This is a genomic window from Bradyrhizobium sp. LeoA1Lang (assembly GCF_055413685.1).
Genome location: NZ_JBVAPG010000115.1, coordinates 12,181 through 26,920, shown reverse-complemented (window position 1 = coordinate 26,920; position 14,740 = coordinate 12,181). Strand labels below are relative to the sequence as shown.

At 61.7% G+C, this 14,740-nt stretch carries 24 protein-coding genes; 10 read left to right on the top strand and 14 right to left on the bottom strand.

Annotated features, from left to right (window positions below; all coding sequences use genetic code 11):
- Positions 1-739: 739 nt before the first annotated feature.
- Positions 740-1,228 (top strand): transcription elongation factor GreA, encoded by a 489-nt coding sequence (greA, locus tag ACZYOF_RS30425; RefSeq protein ID WP_282527130.1) that lies wholly within the window; start codon positions 740-742, stop codon positions 1,226-1,228.
- A gap of 35 nt (positions 1,229-1,263) precedes the next feature.
- Here greA and ACZYOF_RS30420 read toward each other — a convergent pair whose 3' ends face one another.
- The 13 genes from ACZYOF_RS30420 to ACZYOF_RS30360 form a co-directional block, all read right to left on the bottom strand.
- Complete coding sequence (locus tag ACZYOF_RS30420; RefSeq protein WP_028165532.1) at positions 1,264-1,494, bottom strand: hypothetical protein; 231 nt, start codon at positions 1,492-1,494, stop codon at positions 1,264-1,266.
- Between the two features lie 343 nt (positions 1,495-1,837).
- Positions 1,838-2,011, bottom strand: a complete 174-nt coding sequence (locus ACZYOF_RS30415) for a hypothetical protein (RefSeq protein ID WP_463718081.1) — start codon at positions 2,009-2,011, stop codon at positions 1,838-1,840.
- 995 nt (positions 2,012-3,006) lie between these two features.
- Positions 3,007-3,213, bottom strand: a complete 207-nt coding sequence (locus tag ACZYOF_RS30410; protein WP_130580143.1) for a hypothetical protein — start codon at positions 3,211-3,213, stop codon at positions 3,007-3,009.
- Positions 3,214-4,437: 1,224 nt separating this feature from the next.
- The gene (locus tag ACZYOF_RS30405; RefSeq protein ID WP_130580144.1) at positions 4,438-4,878 is read right to left on the bottom strand and encodes a hypothetical protein; all 441 of its coding nucleotides are present in this window, start codon (positions 4,876-4,878) and stop codon (positions 4,438-4,440) included.
- Positions 4,879-4,881: 3 nt separating this feature from the next.
- Complete coding sequence (locus tag ACZYOF_RS30400; protein WP_463718080.1) at positions 4,882-5,094, bottom strand: hypothetical protein; 213 nt, start codon at positions 5,092-5,094, stop codon at positions 4,882-4,884.
- A gap of 11 nt (positions 5,095-5,105) precedes the next feature.
- A complete protein-coding gene (locus ACZYOF_RS30395) occupies positions 5,106-5,249 on the bottom strand; it encodes a hypothetical protein (RefSeq protein WP_463718079.1) in 144 nt (47 codons plus the stop codon).
- Positions 5,250-5,330: 81 nt separating this feature from the next.
- Entirely contained in the window at positions 5,331-5,801 is a 471-nt protein-coding gene (locus tag ACZYOF_RS30390; protein WP_028165529.1) for a MarR family winged helix-turn-helix transcriptional regulator, read from the bottom strand.
- A 519-nt stretch (positions 5,802-6,320) separates the two neighbouring features.
- Positions 6,321-7,613: a site-specific integrase gene (locus ACZYOF_RS30385; protein ID WP_463718078.1), complete on the bottom strand. Its 1,293-nt coding sequence runs from the start codon at positions 7,611-7,613 to the stop codon at positions 6,321-6,323.
- A 312-nt stretch (positions 7,614-7,925) separates the two neighbouring features.
- Positions 7,926-8,087, bottom strand: coding sequence for a hypothetical protein (locus ACZYOF_RS30380; RefSeq protein WP_463718077.1), 162 nt, complete (start codon positions 8,085-8,087; stop codon positions 7,926-7,928).
- Positions 8,084-8,281, bottom strand: coding sequence for a hypothetical protein (locus tag ACZYOF_RS30375; RefSeq protein ID WP_463718076.1), 198 nt, complete (start codon positions 8,279-8,281; stop codon positions 8,084-8,086). Before ACZYOF_RS30375 ends, ACZYOF_RS30380 begins: the two co-directional genes overlap by 4 nt.
- The gene (locus tag ACZYOF_RS30370; RefSeq protein ID WP_463718075.1) at positions 8,278-8,487 is read right to left on the bottom strand and encodes a hypothetical protein; all 210 of its coding nucleotides are present in this window, start codon (positions 8,485-8,487) and stop codon (positions 8,278-8,280) included. The genes ACZYOF_RS30375 and ACZYOF_RS30370 overlap by 4 nt, the downstream gene beginning before the upstream one ends.
- Before the next feature lie 3 nt (positions 8,488-8,490).
- A complete protein-coding gene (locus ACZYOF_RS30365; protein WP_463718074.1) occupies positions 8,491-8,775 on the bottom strand; it encodes a hypothetical protein in 285 nt (94 codons plus the stop codon).
- 83 nt (positions 8,776-8,858) lie between these two features.
- Complete coding sequence (locus ACZYOF_RS30360; RefSeq protein WP_463718073.1) at positions 8,859-9,635, bottom strand: phage repressor protein; 777 nt, start codon at positions 9,633-9,635, stop codon at positions 8,859-8,861.
- 10 nt (positions 9,636-9,645) lie between these two features.
- Here ACZYOF_RS30360 and ACZYOF_RS30355 point away from each other — a divergent pair, with 10 nt between their 5' ends.
- The 9 genes from ACZYOF_RS30355 (at position 9,646) to ACZYOF_RS30315 (ending at position 14,137) form a co-directional block, all read left to right on the top strand.
- Complete coding sequence (locus tag ACZYOF_RS30355) at positions 9,646-9,864, top strand: hypothetical protein (RefSeq protein WP_463718072.1); 219 nt, start codon at positions 9,646-9,648, stop codon at positions 9,862-9,864.
- Positions 9,865-9,959: 95 nt separating this feature from the next.
- Positions 9,960-10,244 (top strand): hypothetical protein, encoded by a 285-nt coding sequence (locus tag ACZYOF_RS30350; protein ID WP_463718071.1) that lies wholly within the window; start codon positions 9,960-9,962, stop codon positions 10,242-10,244.
- The gene (locus tag ACZYOF_RS30345; RefSeq protein ID WP_463718070.1) at positions 10,244-10,405 is read left to right on the top strand and encodes a hypothetical protein; all 162 of its coding nucleotides are present in this window, start codon (positions 10,244-10,246) and stop codon (positions 10,403-10,405) included. The genes ACZYOF_RS30350 and ACZYOF_RS30345 overlap by 1 nt, the downstream gene beginning before the upstream one ends.
- Positions 10,402-10,875, top strand: a complete 474-nt coding sequence (locus ACZYOF_RS30340) for a DUF2312 domain-containing protein (RefSeq protein ID WP_463718069.1) — start codon at positions 10,402-10,404, stop codon at positions 10,873-10,875. The genes ACZYOF_RS30345 and ACZYOF_RS30340 overlap by 4 nt, the downstream gene beginning before the upstream one ends.
- Positions 10,875-11,363 (top strand): HNH endonuclease, encoded by a 489-nt coding sequence (locus tag ACZYOF_RS30335; RefSeq protein ID WP_463718068.1) that lies wholly within the window; start codon positions 10,875-10,877, stop codon positions 11,361-11,363. Before ACZYOF_RS30340 ends, ACZYOF_RS30335 begins: the two co-directional genes overlap by 1 nt.
- Positions 11,360-13,366, top strand: coding sequence for an MT-A70 family methyltransferase (locus tag ACZYOF_RS30330; RefSeq protein ID WP_463718067.1), 2,007 nt, complete (start codon positions 11,360-11,362; stop codon positions 13,364-13,366). The genes ACZYOF_RS30335 and ACZYOF_RS30330 overlap by 4 nt, the downstream gene beginning before the upstream one ends.
- Positions 13,363-13,551 carry a hypothetical protein gene (locus ACZYOF_RS30325; RefSeq protein ID WP_463718066.1) on the top strand — a complete coding sequence of 63 codons (189 nt, stop codon included), beginning with the start codon at positions 13,363-13,365 and terminating at the stop codon, positions 13,549-13,551. The genes ACZYOF_RS30330 and ACZYOF_RS30325 overlap by 4 nt, the downstream gene beginning before the upstream one ends.
- A gap of 38 nt (positions 13,552-13,589) precedes the next feature.
- A complete protein-coding gene (locus tag ACZYOF_RS30320; protein ID WP_463718065.1) occupies positions 13,590-13,922 on the top strand; it encodes a DUF7768 domain-containing protein in 333 nt (110 codons plus the stop codon).
- Positions 13,919-14,137, top strand: a complete 219-nt coding sequence (locus ACZYOF_RS30315) for a hypothetical protein (protein WP_463718064.1) — start codon at positions 13,919-13,921, stop codon at positions 14,135-14,137. Before ACZYOF_RS30320 ends, ACZYOF_RS30315 begins: the two co-directional genes overlap by 4 nt.
- A gap of 5 nt (positions 14,138-14,142) precedes the next feature.
- Here the strand turns inward: ACZYOF_RS30315 and ACZYOF_RS30310 are convergent, their stop codons facing one another.
- The gene (locus tag ACZYOF_RS30310) at positions 14,143-14,706 is read right to left on the bottom strand and encodes a hypothetical protein (protein WP_463718063.1); all 564 of its coding nucleotides are present in this window, start codon (positions 14,704-14,706) and stop codon (positions 14,143-14,145) included.
- Positions 14,707-14,740 lie beyond the last annotated feature (34 nt).

Below are 14,740 nucleotides of genomic sequence, written 5' to 3'. Positions count from 1 at the left end.
GGAGATACGGTCCCATTGCGTGTCGTTCAGAACGAGCCGATCCAGAACCCCCAAGGCTTCCTCCTAAAAGAAAGCCTTGAATCACGTTCCGTCTGATTTGAGAATCCCAAGAGTCCACACAGCCTAGCAGGCATTCTCCTGAGCCCGCTTTTTCAACTCGCGATCAATCAGCGTTTGCGTCCGGCGTATCGCGAGCGCCTCCAATGGCGTTCGCATCAGGCCGGTCCTCGCTTGATCGCCGATCCAGAATACCCAGCGCCAGACGTGGCGCTGCCTGGTTTTCTCGACGGTGAACTCAATCCCTTGGTGCTGCATGGCCAGCGGCTATAGTGAATCTCTGCGCCCCTCATCGTGGACTTGCCTCACCAGAGTCGAATGGTCTGCTGATATTGTCGTGATATCGCGATGTGTCCGCATCGCTCGGTGCGACGAAATTCAGCGGGCTCAATCTTTGCTTCTCAAAAAGTCGGGCCCCGGCTTGCTCGGGGGACAATCGCCGGGGCCCTTGGGAAGGTGGATCATGTCGTCCCAATCGACGGGACGATAACTTGGGAGTCTGCGAGGCGTTCCGGATTTTCCTAAGAATGATGCCGAATTATCCCGATTGAAGTCGAGGAACGACACCGGTTCAGTGCCGTTGGAAATCTCCACTCTCGGAGTCGAAGATGCCAGAAGAGAATGATCGCAAGGGCAAGGTGATGGGCGATCCGCGCTTTGGCCGGACGCGCATGGAAGCAACATGAGCCGCGCTTTTGTCAGGGAAGGCGAGGGCAATCTCGACGATCTTCCCGATCGGCCGATCTCGGACGCGCGAAACGATGTCACCAGGGAAGGCCTTGCCCAGATCGAGACCGCAGTCGCGGCCGCGCAAGAGGCGTTGGCGGCGGCACAGGCGGAAGGCGACCGCTCGGCGATCGCGAGCGCCTCACGTGACCTGCGCTATTGGAGCGCGAGGCGCGCCTCCGCCAATGTGGTGGCAGAGCCCGAGGACGACAGCCAGGTTCGCTTCGGACACGCCGTTACGATCCTCCGCGATGACGGTCGACAACAGACCTTTCGGATCGTCGGCGAGGACGAGGCGGATCCTGCTCACGGCACCGTCTCGCATGCCTCGCCGTTGGCGCGGGCGCTGTTTGGCAGGAGCGTGGGAGACGTTGTCCGCGTTGGCAGCGGCGAGGCGGAAATCCTCAACATCTCCCGCATGAATGCGCTTGGCGGCGAGGGGTGACAGGCCCGCTCGTGCCGAGAGCGCTCGTTCTCAAACTACATCACGTCGGCAAAAACGTCGTCGATAACGGCAAGAGACACCGGGATCACAGCCAGTTCGTCCTGCTCCGAAGGACCTGACGTTCCCTTGATGTCCTGGACCACCCGGCTCTTGAAGTTGCGGAGCCACTGCATCGGCTCCTCGCCGCTCTGCAGTGCTTGCTCGGCCAATATGTGGCGCATGAGAACAAGCATCGCATGCTGGTAACCGACAAAATCACTATCCATAGCGCTTCCTCGAAATGAGCTGGAGCAATTCCTCACGGGCCCATCTTATACTTTTTCTTCCGGCCAATCCGCTTGATGAAAAACAAAACCCCCACCGACCGGGAGGAAGGCAGGGGCTCTTGCGGGTGGATGGCGCGAGGCCAGGTGAAACCTAGGTGTCGCCCCAAGGACCCACGATCTTAAGGAAAGCGCCGAGATCCAGTTCCGGCAAGGCGATTTTGTAGGCAGCCATCCGACCCGCGTTAGAGCATGATCCGGAAAAGTGGAAACCGGTTTTCCGAAAAGATCATGCTCAAACAAAGAGATGAGATCATGATCCGATTCCGTCTAATCGGATCATGATCTAGTCGGGCTCTTCGCCGGAGCCGCTGGGGCCGGCTTCATCGAGCAGATTCAACGCGGTGTCGATCTGCTCGAGCAGGCGCTCGATCTCGGCGCGTTCGTTCGCGCCGGGATTCTCCTGCAGCCGCTCGAGCAATTGCTGCTTTTGCGCGAGGAGCTTTGCCGCGGTGGTCATTCGGATCTCCTGGCGCGGAAAGCAGTGCGATGGCGGATCTGCGCAGACTAACGGGACCTGCCACCTGAGCCAGGACCCGTGGGGGCTTCGGTTCCTGCGCCGGAGCCAGTTGTTTGGCTGTTCGGCCGACCAGGAGCGGTCGGCGACGCGCCCGGCTTCTCCTGGTCCGCCACATAGCCGGACTCTCCCGAATTGCGCGTCTTGACGCCCTTATCGGCCTCATCCTGCATCTGAGGATTGTTAGGTGCCGACTGCTGTTGCTGCTGTGCTGTCGCGGGCATCCCGATGGTGGTTCCCAGAGCGACAAGCAGCGCGAAAATCGAAGTTCGCATCTGTGCTCCTCCTGTGTTCGCCCCTTGCTCAAACGCGTGAAGTCGCGAACGTTTCCCGGAGCATTAGAACAAGGCTGGAGCCATACGCTGAGCTACGCCCGATTAGGCGCGATCAACCCAGAGCATGCCGCCGGTATCGTCGGCAAGGAGCCGGCCAAGCATGCCGTAAAACAACGGGCCCCAGATCAGAGCAGTAGTGAACTGGGGTCCGCACCCAAATGGAATGTACCTGCGCTAACCCATCCGATAAGCGTCGAGTGCATGCGCCAGGAAAATTCCCACGCTCACCAGCGCGAGGATTGCTGCAGAGGTCTCGATCATTGCTGCATCTCCCGTTGTGCCAGGGAGGCGAGATACCTGCTGCACGATTGTTCCCAGAACAGGTCCAATATGAACTGCATGTTAGCCATCCCTGTTTTCCTTTTGAAACGTAGATAGCTCGCACTTTGTTTCAGGACTTTTTCGTCGGCAGTGGAAAATGGTTTCGTGCGATGCAAACGTTCCGGCGCCTGACACAGTCCGCCACGCAAGCGACAAGATCAGGCCACAATCCGCGGGGAGTTCGGCTGCGGCGGCGAATACGTGCAAGGCGTCGGGATCAAGGGCCAGACATCCGCACATCATAGTCGCCGCGCGATAGGGAGAGAGACACTCTCCAGCGGATCAGTTCTTGCCCGCGGTACCCGGGCTTGATCCTCCGTACTGCGACGATCCCGTGCCGCTCAGCGAGGTCGGGCCACCGGCTGTGCCGTTCGGGTTACCGTAATTTTTCGCGTGGTGGGCGCGGTGGTGACGCTTGGCGGCATCTGCCGGCACGAAGGTCAGCGAGAGCATGGCCAAAGTGGTCAAGGCAACTGCAACGAACTTCATTTCACTTCCTCCTGGAGGGATAGGTTCGTGTAGTTGGGCGCCCTGCGGAGGAAAACGAGATCAGGTCTGCATCGCCGCCAGCGAGTTTCGTGCGAAATGAAAACGTGAGCGCGAGCAGGAAAATCAGCCGGGATCGCCCACCCCACGGAGCCGCAACAACTGCACTTCAGGTGGGCGCAGATATCGTACCAAGCCGGAAGTCTATCGAGAGGCACCTCCGCATGATGCCAGCAGCGAGGGCGTCGCGAAGTGATGGGCGCGTTGGAGCTCTAACCGCTCGAGAAAATCATTTGTGAAATCGAATCACGGGCCGAATCCAACAACAAGAGTCCGGCCGAATTTATCGCCGAGTGAGTCTTTTACGACACACCTTTAGCGTGCAAACGAGTGAGGATATATCACGGTGCCCTGAAAGCGCGAAGGGCGCCCCCCAAAGGGGCGCTCTTACCCACACACCAACCTCCACCACCAGGCGAATAAGCCCGCGAGAAGGGGTGAAGACGTCTGGGAAACCGCTGCGGCTCTCGTGTAGTTGCCGGCGATCTCGAGCATGGCGTTGCGCGACTCGTCGAGGAGGCACAGCGCAGCTTGTTCGCGGGCTACTCGCTCCAATCGACGAGGCTCTGCTGCCTCGTTCGTTGTGGTCCAATTCGGGGGAAAGAGAAGCATTTCCAAACGGTAAATGGGTAGGTCAGTCGTGCTGTCATAAAACTATCATAAAATTCCACTGGGCCCCCATCACTTTTGTTGGATCGATCCTCGCCCGAGCAGGCTACGGGGCGTCGTGGGAGTGAGTTATTTGAAATCATGCCGCCGGTTGCGGGCTCGAGTCCGACGCCTGGCGGACATAAACGCTCTGACGGCATAGCCAACCAGAGCGCCGACAAGAAAGACGCCCGCCAACAAAGCTGGTGCAGGCAACTCCATGGGAGGATCCCTGCTGGGGTCAACAACTGATTAGTGGCCCAAACGCGCTGAAATTCCCCACACAAGCCTGTGAGATTCTGCCCATGGGTGATTAACTCGCTGCACGATCCCCGACTGACAGTCTCAATCAGCGGCGTCTCGGCCTGCTGGAAGGCCGGCAGGTCCAGCGAGAGCGGGCCGCACTTGTTATGGGCGACGGTCCTCGATCGCCACGGCCTGGTCAAGCGTAGCGGCGGGCCGCGCCATCGCGCGCGGCATGCCGCTCTTGGAAGGCGACACCGGCATGAGGGCGGAGCATCAGGAACGCGACGCCAGCAGCAAAACCGCGACAAGATTTGCCACGAACAGCGTCGCATCGATGACGAAGATCCTGAGCATCGGGCCCTTCAATACGGGCCAGTATGCCACCCCGACGCGCCCCCCGCGCATCAGGACCGGGAGGTTATAGGCGAACTGGCTGAAGTGACACGCGGCGAAGAACAGGAACAGCGCAAGCTGCGCGTCAATCGCCTGAAAGAAGGGCGGCCGGGCGAGCAGATAAAGCGACAACAGGCCGATTGGCAGATTGATCCCGCCCAGAAATGCCACGCTGGCCGACAAGGTCGGCGCAATCGGATTTCCGCGCTCTTCCCGGGGCACCAGGATCTTCAGCGTATTGCGCTGGGCAATGCTGAACTGGATGAATGCGCCGCCGAACCAGAGTGCGTTGAGGAGCAGGACGAAATCCGAGAATCGCATGGGCTACTTTCCGTAGAAGGCTTCGCTGCGCACTACACGGCCGGCATCATCGAAGTCCATGAACTCGCTGGCGCGCGTGTCGCCCAGTTGCCACCACACCGTTAGGCGCGCAATCGTTTCGTCCCAGCTCCAGTCCAGGATTTTCAGGTCTGCGTTTTCGATGCCTCCATAAGCCTTGCGCCAGTAGGCGCGAATGTTCTCGGCGCCAACGACCACGGGAGACTCCGTCAGTTTGAGCGCCAGGGGCTGCGCATCTCGGCGTTTTCGGCCAAGTGCGAGACGACGGCGTCGATATCAACCTTGCACCAGTTGGCGCACCACGCCTCGACAAAGCGCCCAGCGGTCGCCCGGTCCATTGTCCGTCCGCTCATGCTTCTGGCCTCCCCGAGTGTAACTGCCGAAGAGTGGCACGGTGCGACAGTGACGCCAATCATGTTGACCTGAGAGCGCAGTCAGTTGTTGTCGGCGATGGCTTCCATAACGGCCATCCACGCGGCCGCGCCGGACGGGCCAGCACGATCAAATGCCTCACGCAGGACCTCCCGCTCGTAGCCCGATGCCCGCTGTTCGATGCGTTGCCCTGCCTGCGTCAGGCGCAGCAATTTGGATCGATGCTGCTCGGGCGACCGCTTCGATGTCAGGAGTTTGCGCTCGAGCAACAGGCCGAGCGGCCGGTTCAAAGCTTGCTTGGAAATGCCGAGGACCTCGATCAGCGAGCCGATCGAGATGTCGGGCCGCCGTGCGACGACATAGAGAATGCGATGGTGCGGGCGTGATAGGCCAAGCGTGGCGAGATACTGGTCGGCCGAGAGCGTCATCCCGCGCCAGCCATAGTACATGAGCTCCAGCGCCGCGTCCAAATCGTGGAGCTTGTTGAGGGAGGCGCGGTGCAGGCCCGCGGCGTGAGAAGCAGTTTTTTGCATTTGCCTATCGTGTCGAATTTGCCGAAGAGAATCTACGCTCGCGCGCAGATCCCGCCGCAGCACCTTCCCCGTCGCCGTCGTCGGCTGCGTCTCAGGAAGCGACTGCGCCGCCCGTCGACCCAGATGGCGATCATCGGACTGAAGAACGCACGGATGCGCCATAGATGCGCTCGCGTGACTTGGTGCCCATGCCGTGAGAATGCGCCGTGCGGGCTCGCTGCGGCAAGCCGCTAGGGCATGCGGTCGGCGCGGCGAAAACCGCTAACGGGGATGCCGCGAACGAACTTCGAACGAGGGTTTGCCAACTCGGAGCCGAGAATTGTCGACCGCTTGCGCCTAGAACGGAATGAGAAGAATTTAAGGTGCTGATTATATTCTGATTTTTGGTGAGCGCGGTGGGACTCGAACCCACGACCCCATGATTAAAAGAAATATGCCACGGCTGTTTTCTGCAACAAATTCAATAGCGGAGGGGTACAGTGTGGCATGCAGAAATGTGCGAAAATGGGCCTGTTTTGCCTAGGTTTGTACCCCGCCGCCCTGTTGCTTGATCGGTCGAACGTTGCCGAGCACCGTCGGTCGGAGCGCGGCCCATCCAGCCTCAAGCTGCTTCATCGCCTCTCGCGCTAGCCGGAACTGGCTTACCTTCTTCGAGTAGTGGTGAACCATGGCGGCCGTCATACCGACGATCGAGGCCACGCGTTCTTCCGAGCAGCCAACCTCGAGCAGCATGTTGACCGCGTTCTTGCGCAAGCCGTGGAACACGAGCCGGTGCTCCCGAAACCGCAGGAAGGCCTTGGCCGTCTCGCGCTCCCGCTGGCTGGAATAGAGCCCGGCCGGAGCGTCCATCTGCCTCTGCCAGGCGGTCTTGAACCCCTCATAGGTCCACGGCTCGCCGTCTGAGCGCAGGTGAAGCATTTCGTGCTTCGAGTCGATCGCCCGGATGATCTGACCGTACTCGGAATGGATCTGGATCGGGATCAGCTCGCCGGTCTTCTGTGCGACGATCGGCATCTCGACGCCGATCGGGCGGCGCATCTTGATCACGTCGCTCAACCGCTGGCCCGTGAACAGCCCGGAATAGACCGCGAGCTGCAAATCGATCCTGGCGTACTCAAAGAACAGCTCAAAGGCCCATGGCGGCCACGGGTCGTAAGTGCCGCCTTCGCCGAGGGTCTCGGTGTGCTCGACAGGATTGTCGGTGCGGTAGCCGCGGGGGATGCCCCACGAAATGACGCGGGACAGCACCGACCGGAAAACGCGGCCGGCGGCCGGGCGATCATCGTAGGTATCGATTGCGGCCTGTACGTCGACCGGCGTCAGGCTGGCGACGGTATCGTCGCCCCAGCAGCGCTCGATCTCGTCCAGGTGCGGATCGTATTGCTCCTTGGTCGCCTGGGCGATGCCGTTACCTTTCTTCTTTTTCACGCCGGGAGGTCGCACCTCGAACGCAGCGCTGTTGCGGAACTCGTAGACCAGGCTCGAGAAGGTCTTGCGTTCGCCGGCCGCGAGCCGCTTGCCGATCTCCTCCGCCTTGTCGACGGCCTTCCAGAACGTGTCGGCGTCAGTCGGCTGCGGCAGCTCGCGAAGCTGCTCCGTCGCGTCGCGGAATTGCCAGCGCCACTGGCCGTCGACCTTCGCGGCCTCGAGCCGCTCACATTGCGCGGCCCGTTTCAGGAATTCGTCGGTAAGGGGGTCTGAGGGGAGCCGGATCCGGGGCCAGGCTTTGTCGGAGCCGCGGAACTTTTGGAAATGCAGGACGAGGCGACCGCGGCGGTTCTTGGCGTGGATATACCTAGGCAGCGGGACCATGCCGCTTCCGCTCCTGGGCCGCACGGAATTTTTCCCCTAGCGAGATGGGTGGCGTTGTCGCGGCAGGCTGAATCGACGGGGGGCTTGCAGTCAAGCCGAAAAGTGGCGCGTTCCGCAGGCGGCGCCATTGATCTATTGCATCGAGGTCGTAATTCCCGGTGTCCGGGTCGGCTGGAGGAAATCCACGCGCCAACAGCCGGGGCAGGAGTTCGGCGAACCGCTCGTTTGTCAGGTGTAGGCGCCTGGCGGCCTTCTCGGGGCTGACATCCCCGGGCTCGACCTTGAAGCGGACATCGGATGGTTTCGGCGCCGTCATGCGTTCATCCCGCTCTTTATATCGAGGAGGAACACGGCGGTCCCGACGTAGATCGTGGCCGTCGCCAGCAGCGCCGCCCACCATGGCAGGTAGATCCACGCAACTACAATCGCCGCGAACGCGGCCAGGATGGTCAGAAGGAGTTGGCTTTGCGTCATCGCCGTGCCTCCGTCTCCGCGAGCTGCACGCGCTCGCCGTCAATGGTGGCGCGCCCGCTGGCGATAAGGCTCTGCACGACGCTGTCGGAAATCCGTCGCGTGCCAAATCGCCAGCCGCCGCGCTGATGCCGCTCAAAGGGGCTGAGTTTGAGCAGCTTGAGGTGTCGGTACTGCCAGTTCGGTAGGGCGCTCACGGCTCACCCATCGCGTCGGCTACGCCCTGCAGCATGCTGTCCAGCTCGGCTTCGGTCGGGACCGGGCGCGCCAGTGCGCCGTCGATCGGCATGTGGAAACGGCGCGCGAAGGCCGCTGCCTGGTGGCGGGCTTCCTCCGCGGAAACGAAACGGCGCCAGCGCCGGTAGATTTCGGCGCTGGCGCTCTCAATGTCGGGGGCTGCCATCGGCTAGCTCGAGCCGCCGGACAGGCGCTGCGCCCTGATCCTGGCCTTGTCACCGAGCAAATCCAGTTGGGCGCCTGTCCATCCCAACAGCTTCAAGTCGTCTCGCGAGACGCCGCCCTCGCGATTGCCCGCCTGACGCATGTCCTCAGCGAGTTGGGCGGTTGCCACATCGCCGGATAGGTTGGCACGGGGCTGGACGAACGAAGTGCTGATGAATTCGGGGATGGAGGAGGTGGGTACAGTCAAGCGGCTGACGCCGGGAAGGCGGTTGCAGGTCGAACGACGCATATAGGTCTCCCGTTAGAACAAACGGGGACTATCTAAATCGGTAATTTTACTGCGTCAACGAAAACAGTAAATTTACCGTTAAATCATCGCCTCGGTCGAAGGCCTGTTACCTTAGCGGCCCACTCAATCTGTGCGTTTCGGATAGGGGGTTCGTCCGAATTTGAGAGGAGCGTATAGCTGCCGTCGCGCTCCCGTCGAACTTCCTTGATCAGAATGCGATCGTCGCTGAGGCCGATCACGCATGTATGGTTTAGCAGGTCATCGGACATTGGTGACCGGACATCGTCATAGAACACCAGCCATGAATCCAGCAGCGGGCCAAAGCTTTTGCCCTTGATTTCTACTGCGACCGTTTGATCGCCGGAGCCGATCGGAGCCTCCACCTCTTCATAATCTCCTTGGGCAATCGCGTAATAGTGGGCGGCGCTCCCGGCCCCGACATAGCCCACAATTCGCACAAATCGGCCATTGCGGGGAGGGTCGGGCAGGATTGCGCCGCTGTCGATGTGAGGGTCGGGCTCGACAACCTCGGGGCCTTCGCCCGACATGAGCCAGGCCGGGGTGGTTTTGAGCACGGGGGCGAGGGCCAAAAATGTCGCCGCGTTGGCGCCTCGCGTGGCGATCTTGCCCTTTGCTCCGCGCTTCATGTTGTAAATCGCACTCTCGCTAAGACCGGCCTGACGGGACGCCGTGGCTGCTTTCAGCCCGACAGCGGCTAGCCGCTTGTCGATCCTTGCAACGATTTTTTTCAGGTTGTCCATGGGCCGGTAATTTGACTGGTCGGTAATCTGGTGTGAAACGGTAAGATTACCGTTGACTGGATAGGTAAAATTACCGTTCATCGGCGTCATGAGCGCCATAGATTCGCTTTTGATTGTCGCGCGGGCCTACGGAAAGGCGGAGGGCATCGACCTCTCCACCGTCAGCTGGCGCGCGCTTAGGGACACCAAAAAGCTGTTGGCAATCGAGGCGGGCGCCGACATCCAGGTCCGGCGCTTCGAAAAAACCATGAGTTGGTTCTCCTCAAACTGGCCGGAAGCCGCGGTTTGGCCGGAGGGCGTAGCGCGTCCCGAGCGGGTGCCTTCATGAGCCCGACCCGCGCGAAATCGTCAAAAAATGGGACCGATGAAAAGATCGGACGATCCCGACGATCTCATCTGTGGTTCGCGCCGGTTGTCGCGGATTTGCGCGGGATTTTCCCGAAAAAGCTGGCGCAGAACCTCGCCGCTCGCGCCGGCCGCCATCCGCGCATCTGCGAGTTCTGGATCGCCGGCACTGGCGCGCCCGATGGCGAGGCGCTCGCCCGGCTGATCTGCAGCGACGTCGGCGACCGCGTGCTCGATGCGCTCACGTCCGACTGCAAGCACCCGTGGGCCGAAAACGTCCGCCGCACGCATGAAGTCGCGCGCCTGCGCAAGCAGGCGACTGAAACCGCGCGCCGCCTGGCCGCGCTCGAGGAGGGGCTCTGATGGGCTGGCTGTCGATCGACGTCGACGACCTGCGTTTCCTGGTTGTGGTGCTCTGCCTGCTGCTGGTTGGCGCCGGCCTGATCGTCGCCGTGCTGGTGGCGCCGCACCTTTCGCGCCGTGAACGTGATGCCGGTGTCGGCTTCCGCTGGGTGAAGCGATGACGACCTCGCTCCGCACCGAGGCCCGCGAAGAGTTCAAGGTCTACATCGAGCGTATCGAGCGCCTCGCCGAAGAGCGCAAGGCGCTCGGTGACGATCAGCGTGCGCTGTTCGCCGAAGCGAAGGCCAAAGGCTACGACACCAAGGCGATGCGGCGCATCATCAAGCGCCGGCAGAAGGATCCGAACGAACTCGCCGAGTCCGAGTCGATCGACGGCGTCTATATGCATGCGCTCGGCATGACAGCGGAGAGCCCGCTGCACGTGCAGGTCAAGCGCCTGGTGCAGGACGGCATGTCGCGCGATCAGGTGATCGAAGCCTTCCAGCTGCTGATCCCGAATAACGGCGAGATCATCGCCAGCGTCGGCGGTCAGCCGGTGCGGCTCTGGCGCACGGAAGATGGGCGCACGTTCGCCGAGGACTACGTCCCCCCGCTGTTCGAAGAGTTCATGAAAAAGCGGGGCAGGGCCTGATGCACGGCTCCTTCGCCCTCGCGCGTCAGCAGCAGCTCGAGCAGGTCTCCGTCGACCTGATCGACCTGTCGTGGACGCCGTGGCGCCGCATCATGCTGTCGGCGCGCGAGAACATCTGGTGCCTGGTCGACGCCGAGGATTACGAGTGGCTGTCGGAGCACATCTGGAACGTGAGCTGGGGTTCGCGCACGCCTTGGCAGAAATACGCCAAGCGCAACGTTGGCCCGGATCGGGCGACGCTGCGGATGCATCGCGAGATCATGATCGTCGCGGAGCCGCGCTCCGAGCGCTTCATGGCAAAGCATCCCGTCGACCACGCCAACCGCCAGACGCTCGATAACCGGCGCGCAAATTTGCGTTGGTCGACTGACAAGCGGAACGCCCGCAACAGCGGCCCGCGTTCGTCGATTCCCTTGCTCGATGACATCGTCCGCGACCTCGTCGCCAGCCTCGGGTCGCGGCCTCAACCGGCGGAGATTCCGTTTTGACGCTCGCATTCCACCGCTACGCGAACCTGTTCCCGCTGATCGAAGGTCAGGAGTTTTACGACCTCGCCGAAGACATCCGGATCAATGGCCTGCTCGATCGCGTGGTTCTGATCGACATGGCGAACGGCGAGGGTGCCGGCAGTTTCCAGGTCCTCGACGGTCGCAATCGTTATCGCGCGCTGGTGTGGCTGGTGTCGACGCAGGAGCCGCTTGGCGCCGGATGGGGCAAGCGGGCCGGGACGGTCCTCGCGCTCGAGGACCTGCTCGATACCACGAATGATACGATTTTCGTTCGGTTCTGGCCGGAGATCGACGGCGATCCGCTCGCCTACGTGTTTTCCAAAAACCTCAACCGGCGCCATCTCGATCCGGGGCAACGGGCGATGCTTGCGGCCGATCTGGCGGATTTGAAGCTCGGGGGCAACCAGCACAGCGAGGGTACCTCAATTGAGGCAGCCTCCAACCTGGCGCAGGCCAGTCGAGCGTCCGTAGAGCGCGCCAAGGTGGTGAAACGGAATGCGATCCCGGAAATATCCGATGCGGTGAGAGCGGGGCAGATCGCGGTTTCGACAGCTGCCGATATCGCCGCGCAGCCACCCGAGCGTCAGGGCGAGATCGTTAAGGCTCTGCCGCGGGATGCTGAGGGCAAGCTAACGCCTGAGGTCAAGAAAGCTCTGGCGCCGATCATCAAGGAAATCCGGGCAGAGAAGGTCGCGGCCAAGAAGGAGCGCCGGGCCGAGCGCGAGCAACAGCTCGGGCGCAAGCTGCAGTCGCTGCCGGAAAAATCCTTCGGCGTCGCGATCGAGGATTTCGAATGGGATCACGAGCCGTGGTCGCGCGAGACCGGCGTCGAACGTCACCCGTCGATGCATTACGAGACCGCGGAGGACGCGCACACGCCGGAGGAAATCGTCGCTCGCTGCGCCGAGCGGTTCGCTTGCCTGGCCGACGACTGCATCCTGTTCAAGTGGACCACGATCCCGCATCTCGCCATCGCCATCCGCGTGATGGAGCTGCAGGGCTTCCGGTACGTCACCAGCCTGGTCTGGAACAAGGAGCGCCCGGGCAACGCCCGCGGTCCGGGCTATTGGTTCACCGGCGAGCACGAAATCGTCATGGTCGGCGTCCGCGGTAAGGTGGTGGTGCCGGCGACGGCTCATTTCCGCAGCAACTTCTCCGCGCCGGTCGGCGAGCATTCGGAGAAGCCGGTCAACATTCACGAGATCATTGAATTCCACTGGCCTACGACGCCGAAAGTGGAATTCAACGCGCGGCGCGCGCGCCCGGGCTGGGTCGCCTGGGGCTTCGATGCGCCCGAACATTCCCAAGCGAACACAGGCGACGGTCCGGTTCTCGAGGGCGAGCCGGCGGCTATGGAAGCGCCTGCTAGTAGGGTTGCCGATGGCCGGACATCGGACGAGCACGCGCCGGGTAGCCATAGCAGCGCGTCCTCACCAATCGCGGACGGCGGCGAAGCTTCGCTTGCTGTCGATCGTCCAGCCCCTCCGGCCGGTGTTGCTCCGGCCGAGTGTGGGACGGTCGTTTCGGATGTCGTCGGCGTCGCTGCCGTCGGCCGCACCGATGACGCCGCGCCGCCGGCGAACCGACCTGGACATTCCATTCCCGAGGGCGCGCATCCGCTCGACATCCCGCCGTTCCTGCGCCGGCAATCGAGCGAGCCAGTCACAAAGGAGATGCTGCGCTCACTCGCCGAGCAGCGTGAGCTGGATCTCGCGCGCCGCGACCATGCGCCGGCCGAAGTCGTCGACGACACGCTGCAGACGCGGTTGCCGCTGACCGAGGATGAGCTTGAGCTGCAGTCAACGCTGCTCGCGATCAAGGCGGGCCGCGAGGTCGAATGGTCGATCATGCGCAACGCCATCGGCGCCGGCCTAGCCGCTGCAACCACCACGAAGATCTACGTTACCGACGAGGGCGACGCCTTCCTGGCGCAGCTCGTCGGGCCGGCGCCGATGGCTGTCGGGGAGGGGGCGCGGGCATGAGCAAGTTCTCGCTGTCTCAACAAATCGACGCCGTCGAGATCGAGCTGAAAGAGCGTCTCATCTCGCGCGGGAAAATGAGCCGTTCGGTCGCGGAATTTCACATCAAGCGCCTCGAGGCTGCGATCGACACGCTGCGCTGGCTGCAGACCAACGAGGCGCACATCAAGGGGGCTTTGGGGCAATGACCGTAATCGAAAAGCATCATACGATTCCTGCGCGCGAGATGCGCCGCGTGATCCTTGAGTCTCCATTTGCCGGCGATGTTGGCGCGAACATCGAGTATGCCCGTGCTTGCGTCCGCGATGCACTGCTGCGGGGTGAGGCACCGCTTGCGTCGCATTTGCTCTATACGCAGCAGGGTATCCTTAACGACGACGACCGCAATGAGCGGGCGCACGGTATCAACGCGGGCCACGCGTGGATGCATCTCGCGGACGCCGTCGTTGTCTACACCGATCGCGGCATCTCCTCGGGCATGGAGGCCGGCATCAATCTCGCCAGATTCAATCGCGTTCCGATCGAGTATCGCTCGCTGACTGATGGCGAGGACCGATGAGCGCCACCGCTCGCCATCGTTGGGGCGAGGCCGTGCGGTTCGGCGCCTACAAGACGGAGCGGCAATGCATCCGCTGCGAAATGGTGAAGGTCACCCGCCACGAGCACGAAGGCGGCCACGATCTATACTGGATCGAATTCTGGCGCGACGAGGAGCGGATCCACTGCAACGCAACGCCGGCCTGCGAGGCATGTTTTGGAGCGCTTAAAGAATGACTCTCCTACTTTTTCTTCAGCTCAGAGAAGATCTCGTCAAGTTCTGTCTTGAGTGCCTGATGGAGCGCCTCGCTCTTTTCGACAATCTTATTGATGTTTGTCATCAATATCCGCGCCTTTGCGCTGTGCGCCGGGCTGTCCTCGTAATCGGAGACCTCTGCATCCATCACTGTCTTCTTGACTCGCAAGAGGTGACGCAAGACCTCCAGATGCGTCATCGCTTCTGGAGACAAAAACACAAGATTTTTCCATGCCTCCTCAAGGTCCGGAACATCGGTCTGCAACAACGTGCGGATAAGAGCGTCAGTCGGGTTGGTTTGAGTGAGCAGAAAGCTCGTCTCGCCGTGAATCCGTTGAACCGCGGCATCGAGTTTGAGATGCACGGCAAGCCTGGCTCTCAATTCGTCCAGACGTCTAAACGTTCGGTCCTGATAGAGCTTTGCCATGGCAGTTCTATAAGCAAGTGTCGCCGCAGCGAGTGCAATGGCTGCAGCCATAGAGGGCTGAAAGTCCTTGAGTATTTCGTAAACCGTGTGAGCCATCGATGCGACACCGGAGGCCTGGGTCATTCTACAATCGTGGCGTGTAAGCGCCTGTTTGTCG

What these genes read in the sequence shown, in the direction of transcription:
- greA (WP_282527130.1), top strand. Translation starts at nt 740, where the DNA reads ATGAGCCGCGCTTTTGTCAGGGAAGGCGAGGGCAATCTCGACGATCTT.
- ACZYOF_RS30420 (WP_028165532.1), bottom strand. Translation starts at nt 1,494, where the DNA reads ATGGATAGTGATTTTGTCGGTTACCAGCATGCGATGCTTGTTCTCATG.
- ACZYOF_RS30415 (WP_463718081.1), bottom strand. Translation starts at nt 2,011, where the DNA reads ATGACCACCGCGGCAAAGCTCCTCGCGCAAAAGCAGCAATTGCTCGAG.
- ACZYOF_RS30410 (WP_130580143.1), bottom strand. Translation starts at nt 3,213, where the DNA reads ATGAAGTTCGTTGCAGTTGCCTTGACCACTTTGGCCATGCTCTCGCTG.
- ACZYOF_RS30405 (WP_130580144.1), bottom strand. Translation starts at nt 4,878, where the DNA reads ATGCGATTCTCGGATTTCGTCCTGCTCCTCAACGCACTCTGGTTCGGC.
- ACZYOF_RS30395 (WP_463718079.1), bottom strand. Translation starts at nt 5,249, where the DNA reads ATGAGCGGACGGACAATGGACCGGGCGACCGCTGGGCGCTTTGTCGAG.
- ACZYOF_RS30390 (WP_028165529.1), bottom strand. Translation starts at nt 5,801, where the DNA reads ATGCAAAAAACTGCTTCTCACGCCGCGGGCCTGCACCGCGCCTCCCTC.
- ACZYOF_RS30385 (WP_463718078.1), bottom strand. Translation starts at nt 7,613, where the DNA reads ATGGTCCCGCTGCCTAGGTATATCCACGCCAAGAACCGCCGCGGTCGC.
- ACZYOF_RS30380 (WP_463718077.1), bottom strand. Translation starts at nt 8,087, where the DNA reads ATGACGCAAAGCCAACTCCTTCTGACCATCCTGGCCGCGTTCGCGGCG.
- ACZYOF_RS30370 (WP_463718075.1), bottom strand. Translation starts at nt 8,487, where the DNA reads ATGGCAGCCCCCGACATTGAGAGCGCCAGCGCCGAAATCTACCGGCGC.
- ACZYOF_RS30365 (WP_463718074.1), bottom strand. Translation starts at nt 8,775, where the DNA reads ATGCGTCGTTCGACCTGCAACCGCCTTCCCGGCGTCAGCCGCTTGACT.
- ACZYOF_RS30360 (WP_463718073.1), bottom strand. Translation starts at nt 9,635, where the DNA reads ATGGCGCTCATGACGCCGATGAACGGTAATTTTACCTATCCAGTCAAC.
- ACZYOF_RS30345 (WP_463718070.1), top strand. Translation starts at nt 10,244, where the DNA reads ATGGGCTGGCTGTCGATCGACGTCGACGACCTGCGTTTCCTGGTTGTG.
- ACZYOF_RS30340 (WP_463718069.1), top strand. Translation starts at nt 10,402, where the DNA reads ATGACGACCTCGCTCCGCACCGAGGCCCGCGAAGAGTTCAAGGTCTAC.
- ACZYOF_RS30335 (WP_463718068.1), top strand. Translation starts at nt 10,875, where the DNA reads ATGCACGGCTCCTTCGCCCTCGCGCGTCAGCAGCAGCTCGAGCAGGTC.
- ACZYOF_RS30325 (WP_463718066.1), top strand. Translation starts at nt 13,363, where the DNA reads ATGAGCAAGTTCTCGCTGTCTCAACAAATCGACGCCGTCGAGATCGAG.
- ACZYOF_RS30320 (WP_463718065.1), top strand. Translation starts at nt 13,590, where the DNA reads ATGCGCCGCGTGATCCTTGAGTCTCCATTTGCCGGCGATGTTGGCGCG.
- ACZYOF_RS30315 (WP_463718064.1), top strand. Translation starts at nt 13,919, where the DNA reads ATGAGCGCCACCGCTCGCCATCGTTGGGGCGAGGCCGTGCGGTTCGGC.
- ACZYOF_RS30310 (WP_463718063.1), bottom strand. Translation starts at nt 14,706, where the DNA reads ATGACCCAGGCCTCCGGTGTCGCATCGATGGCTCACACGGTTTACGAA.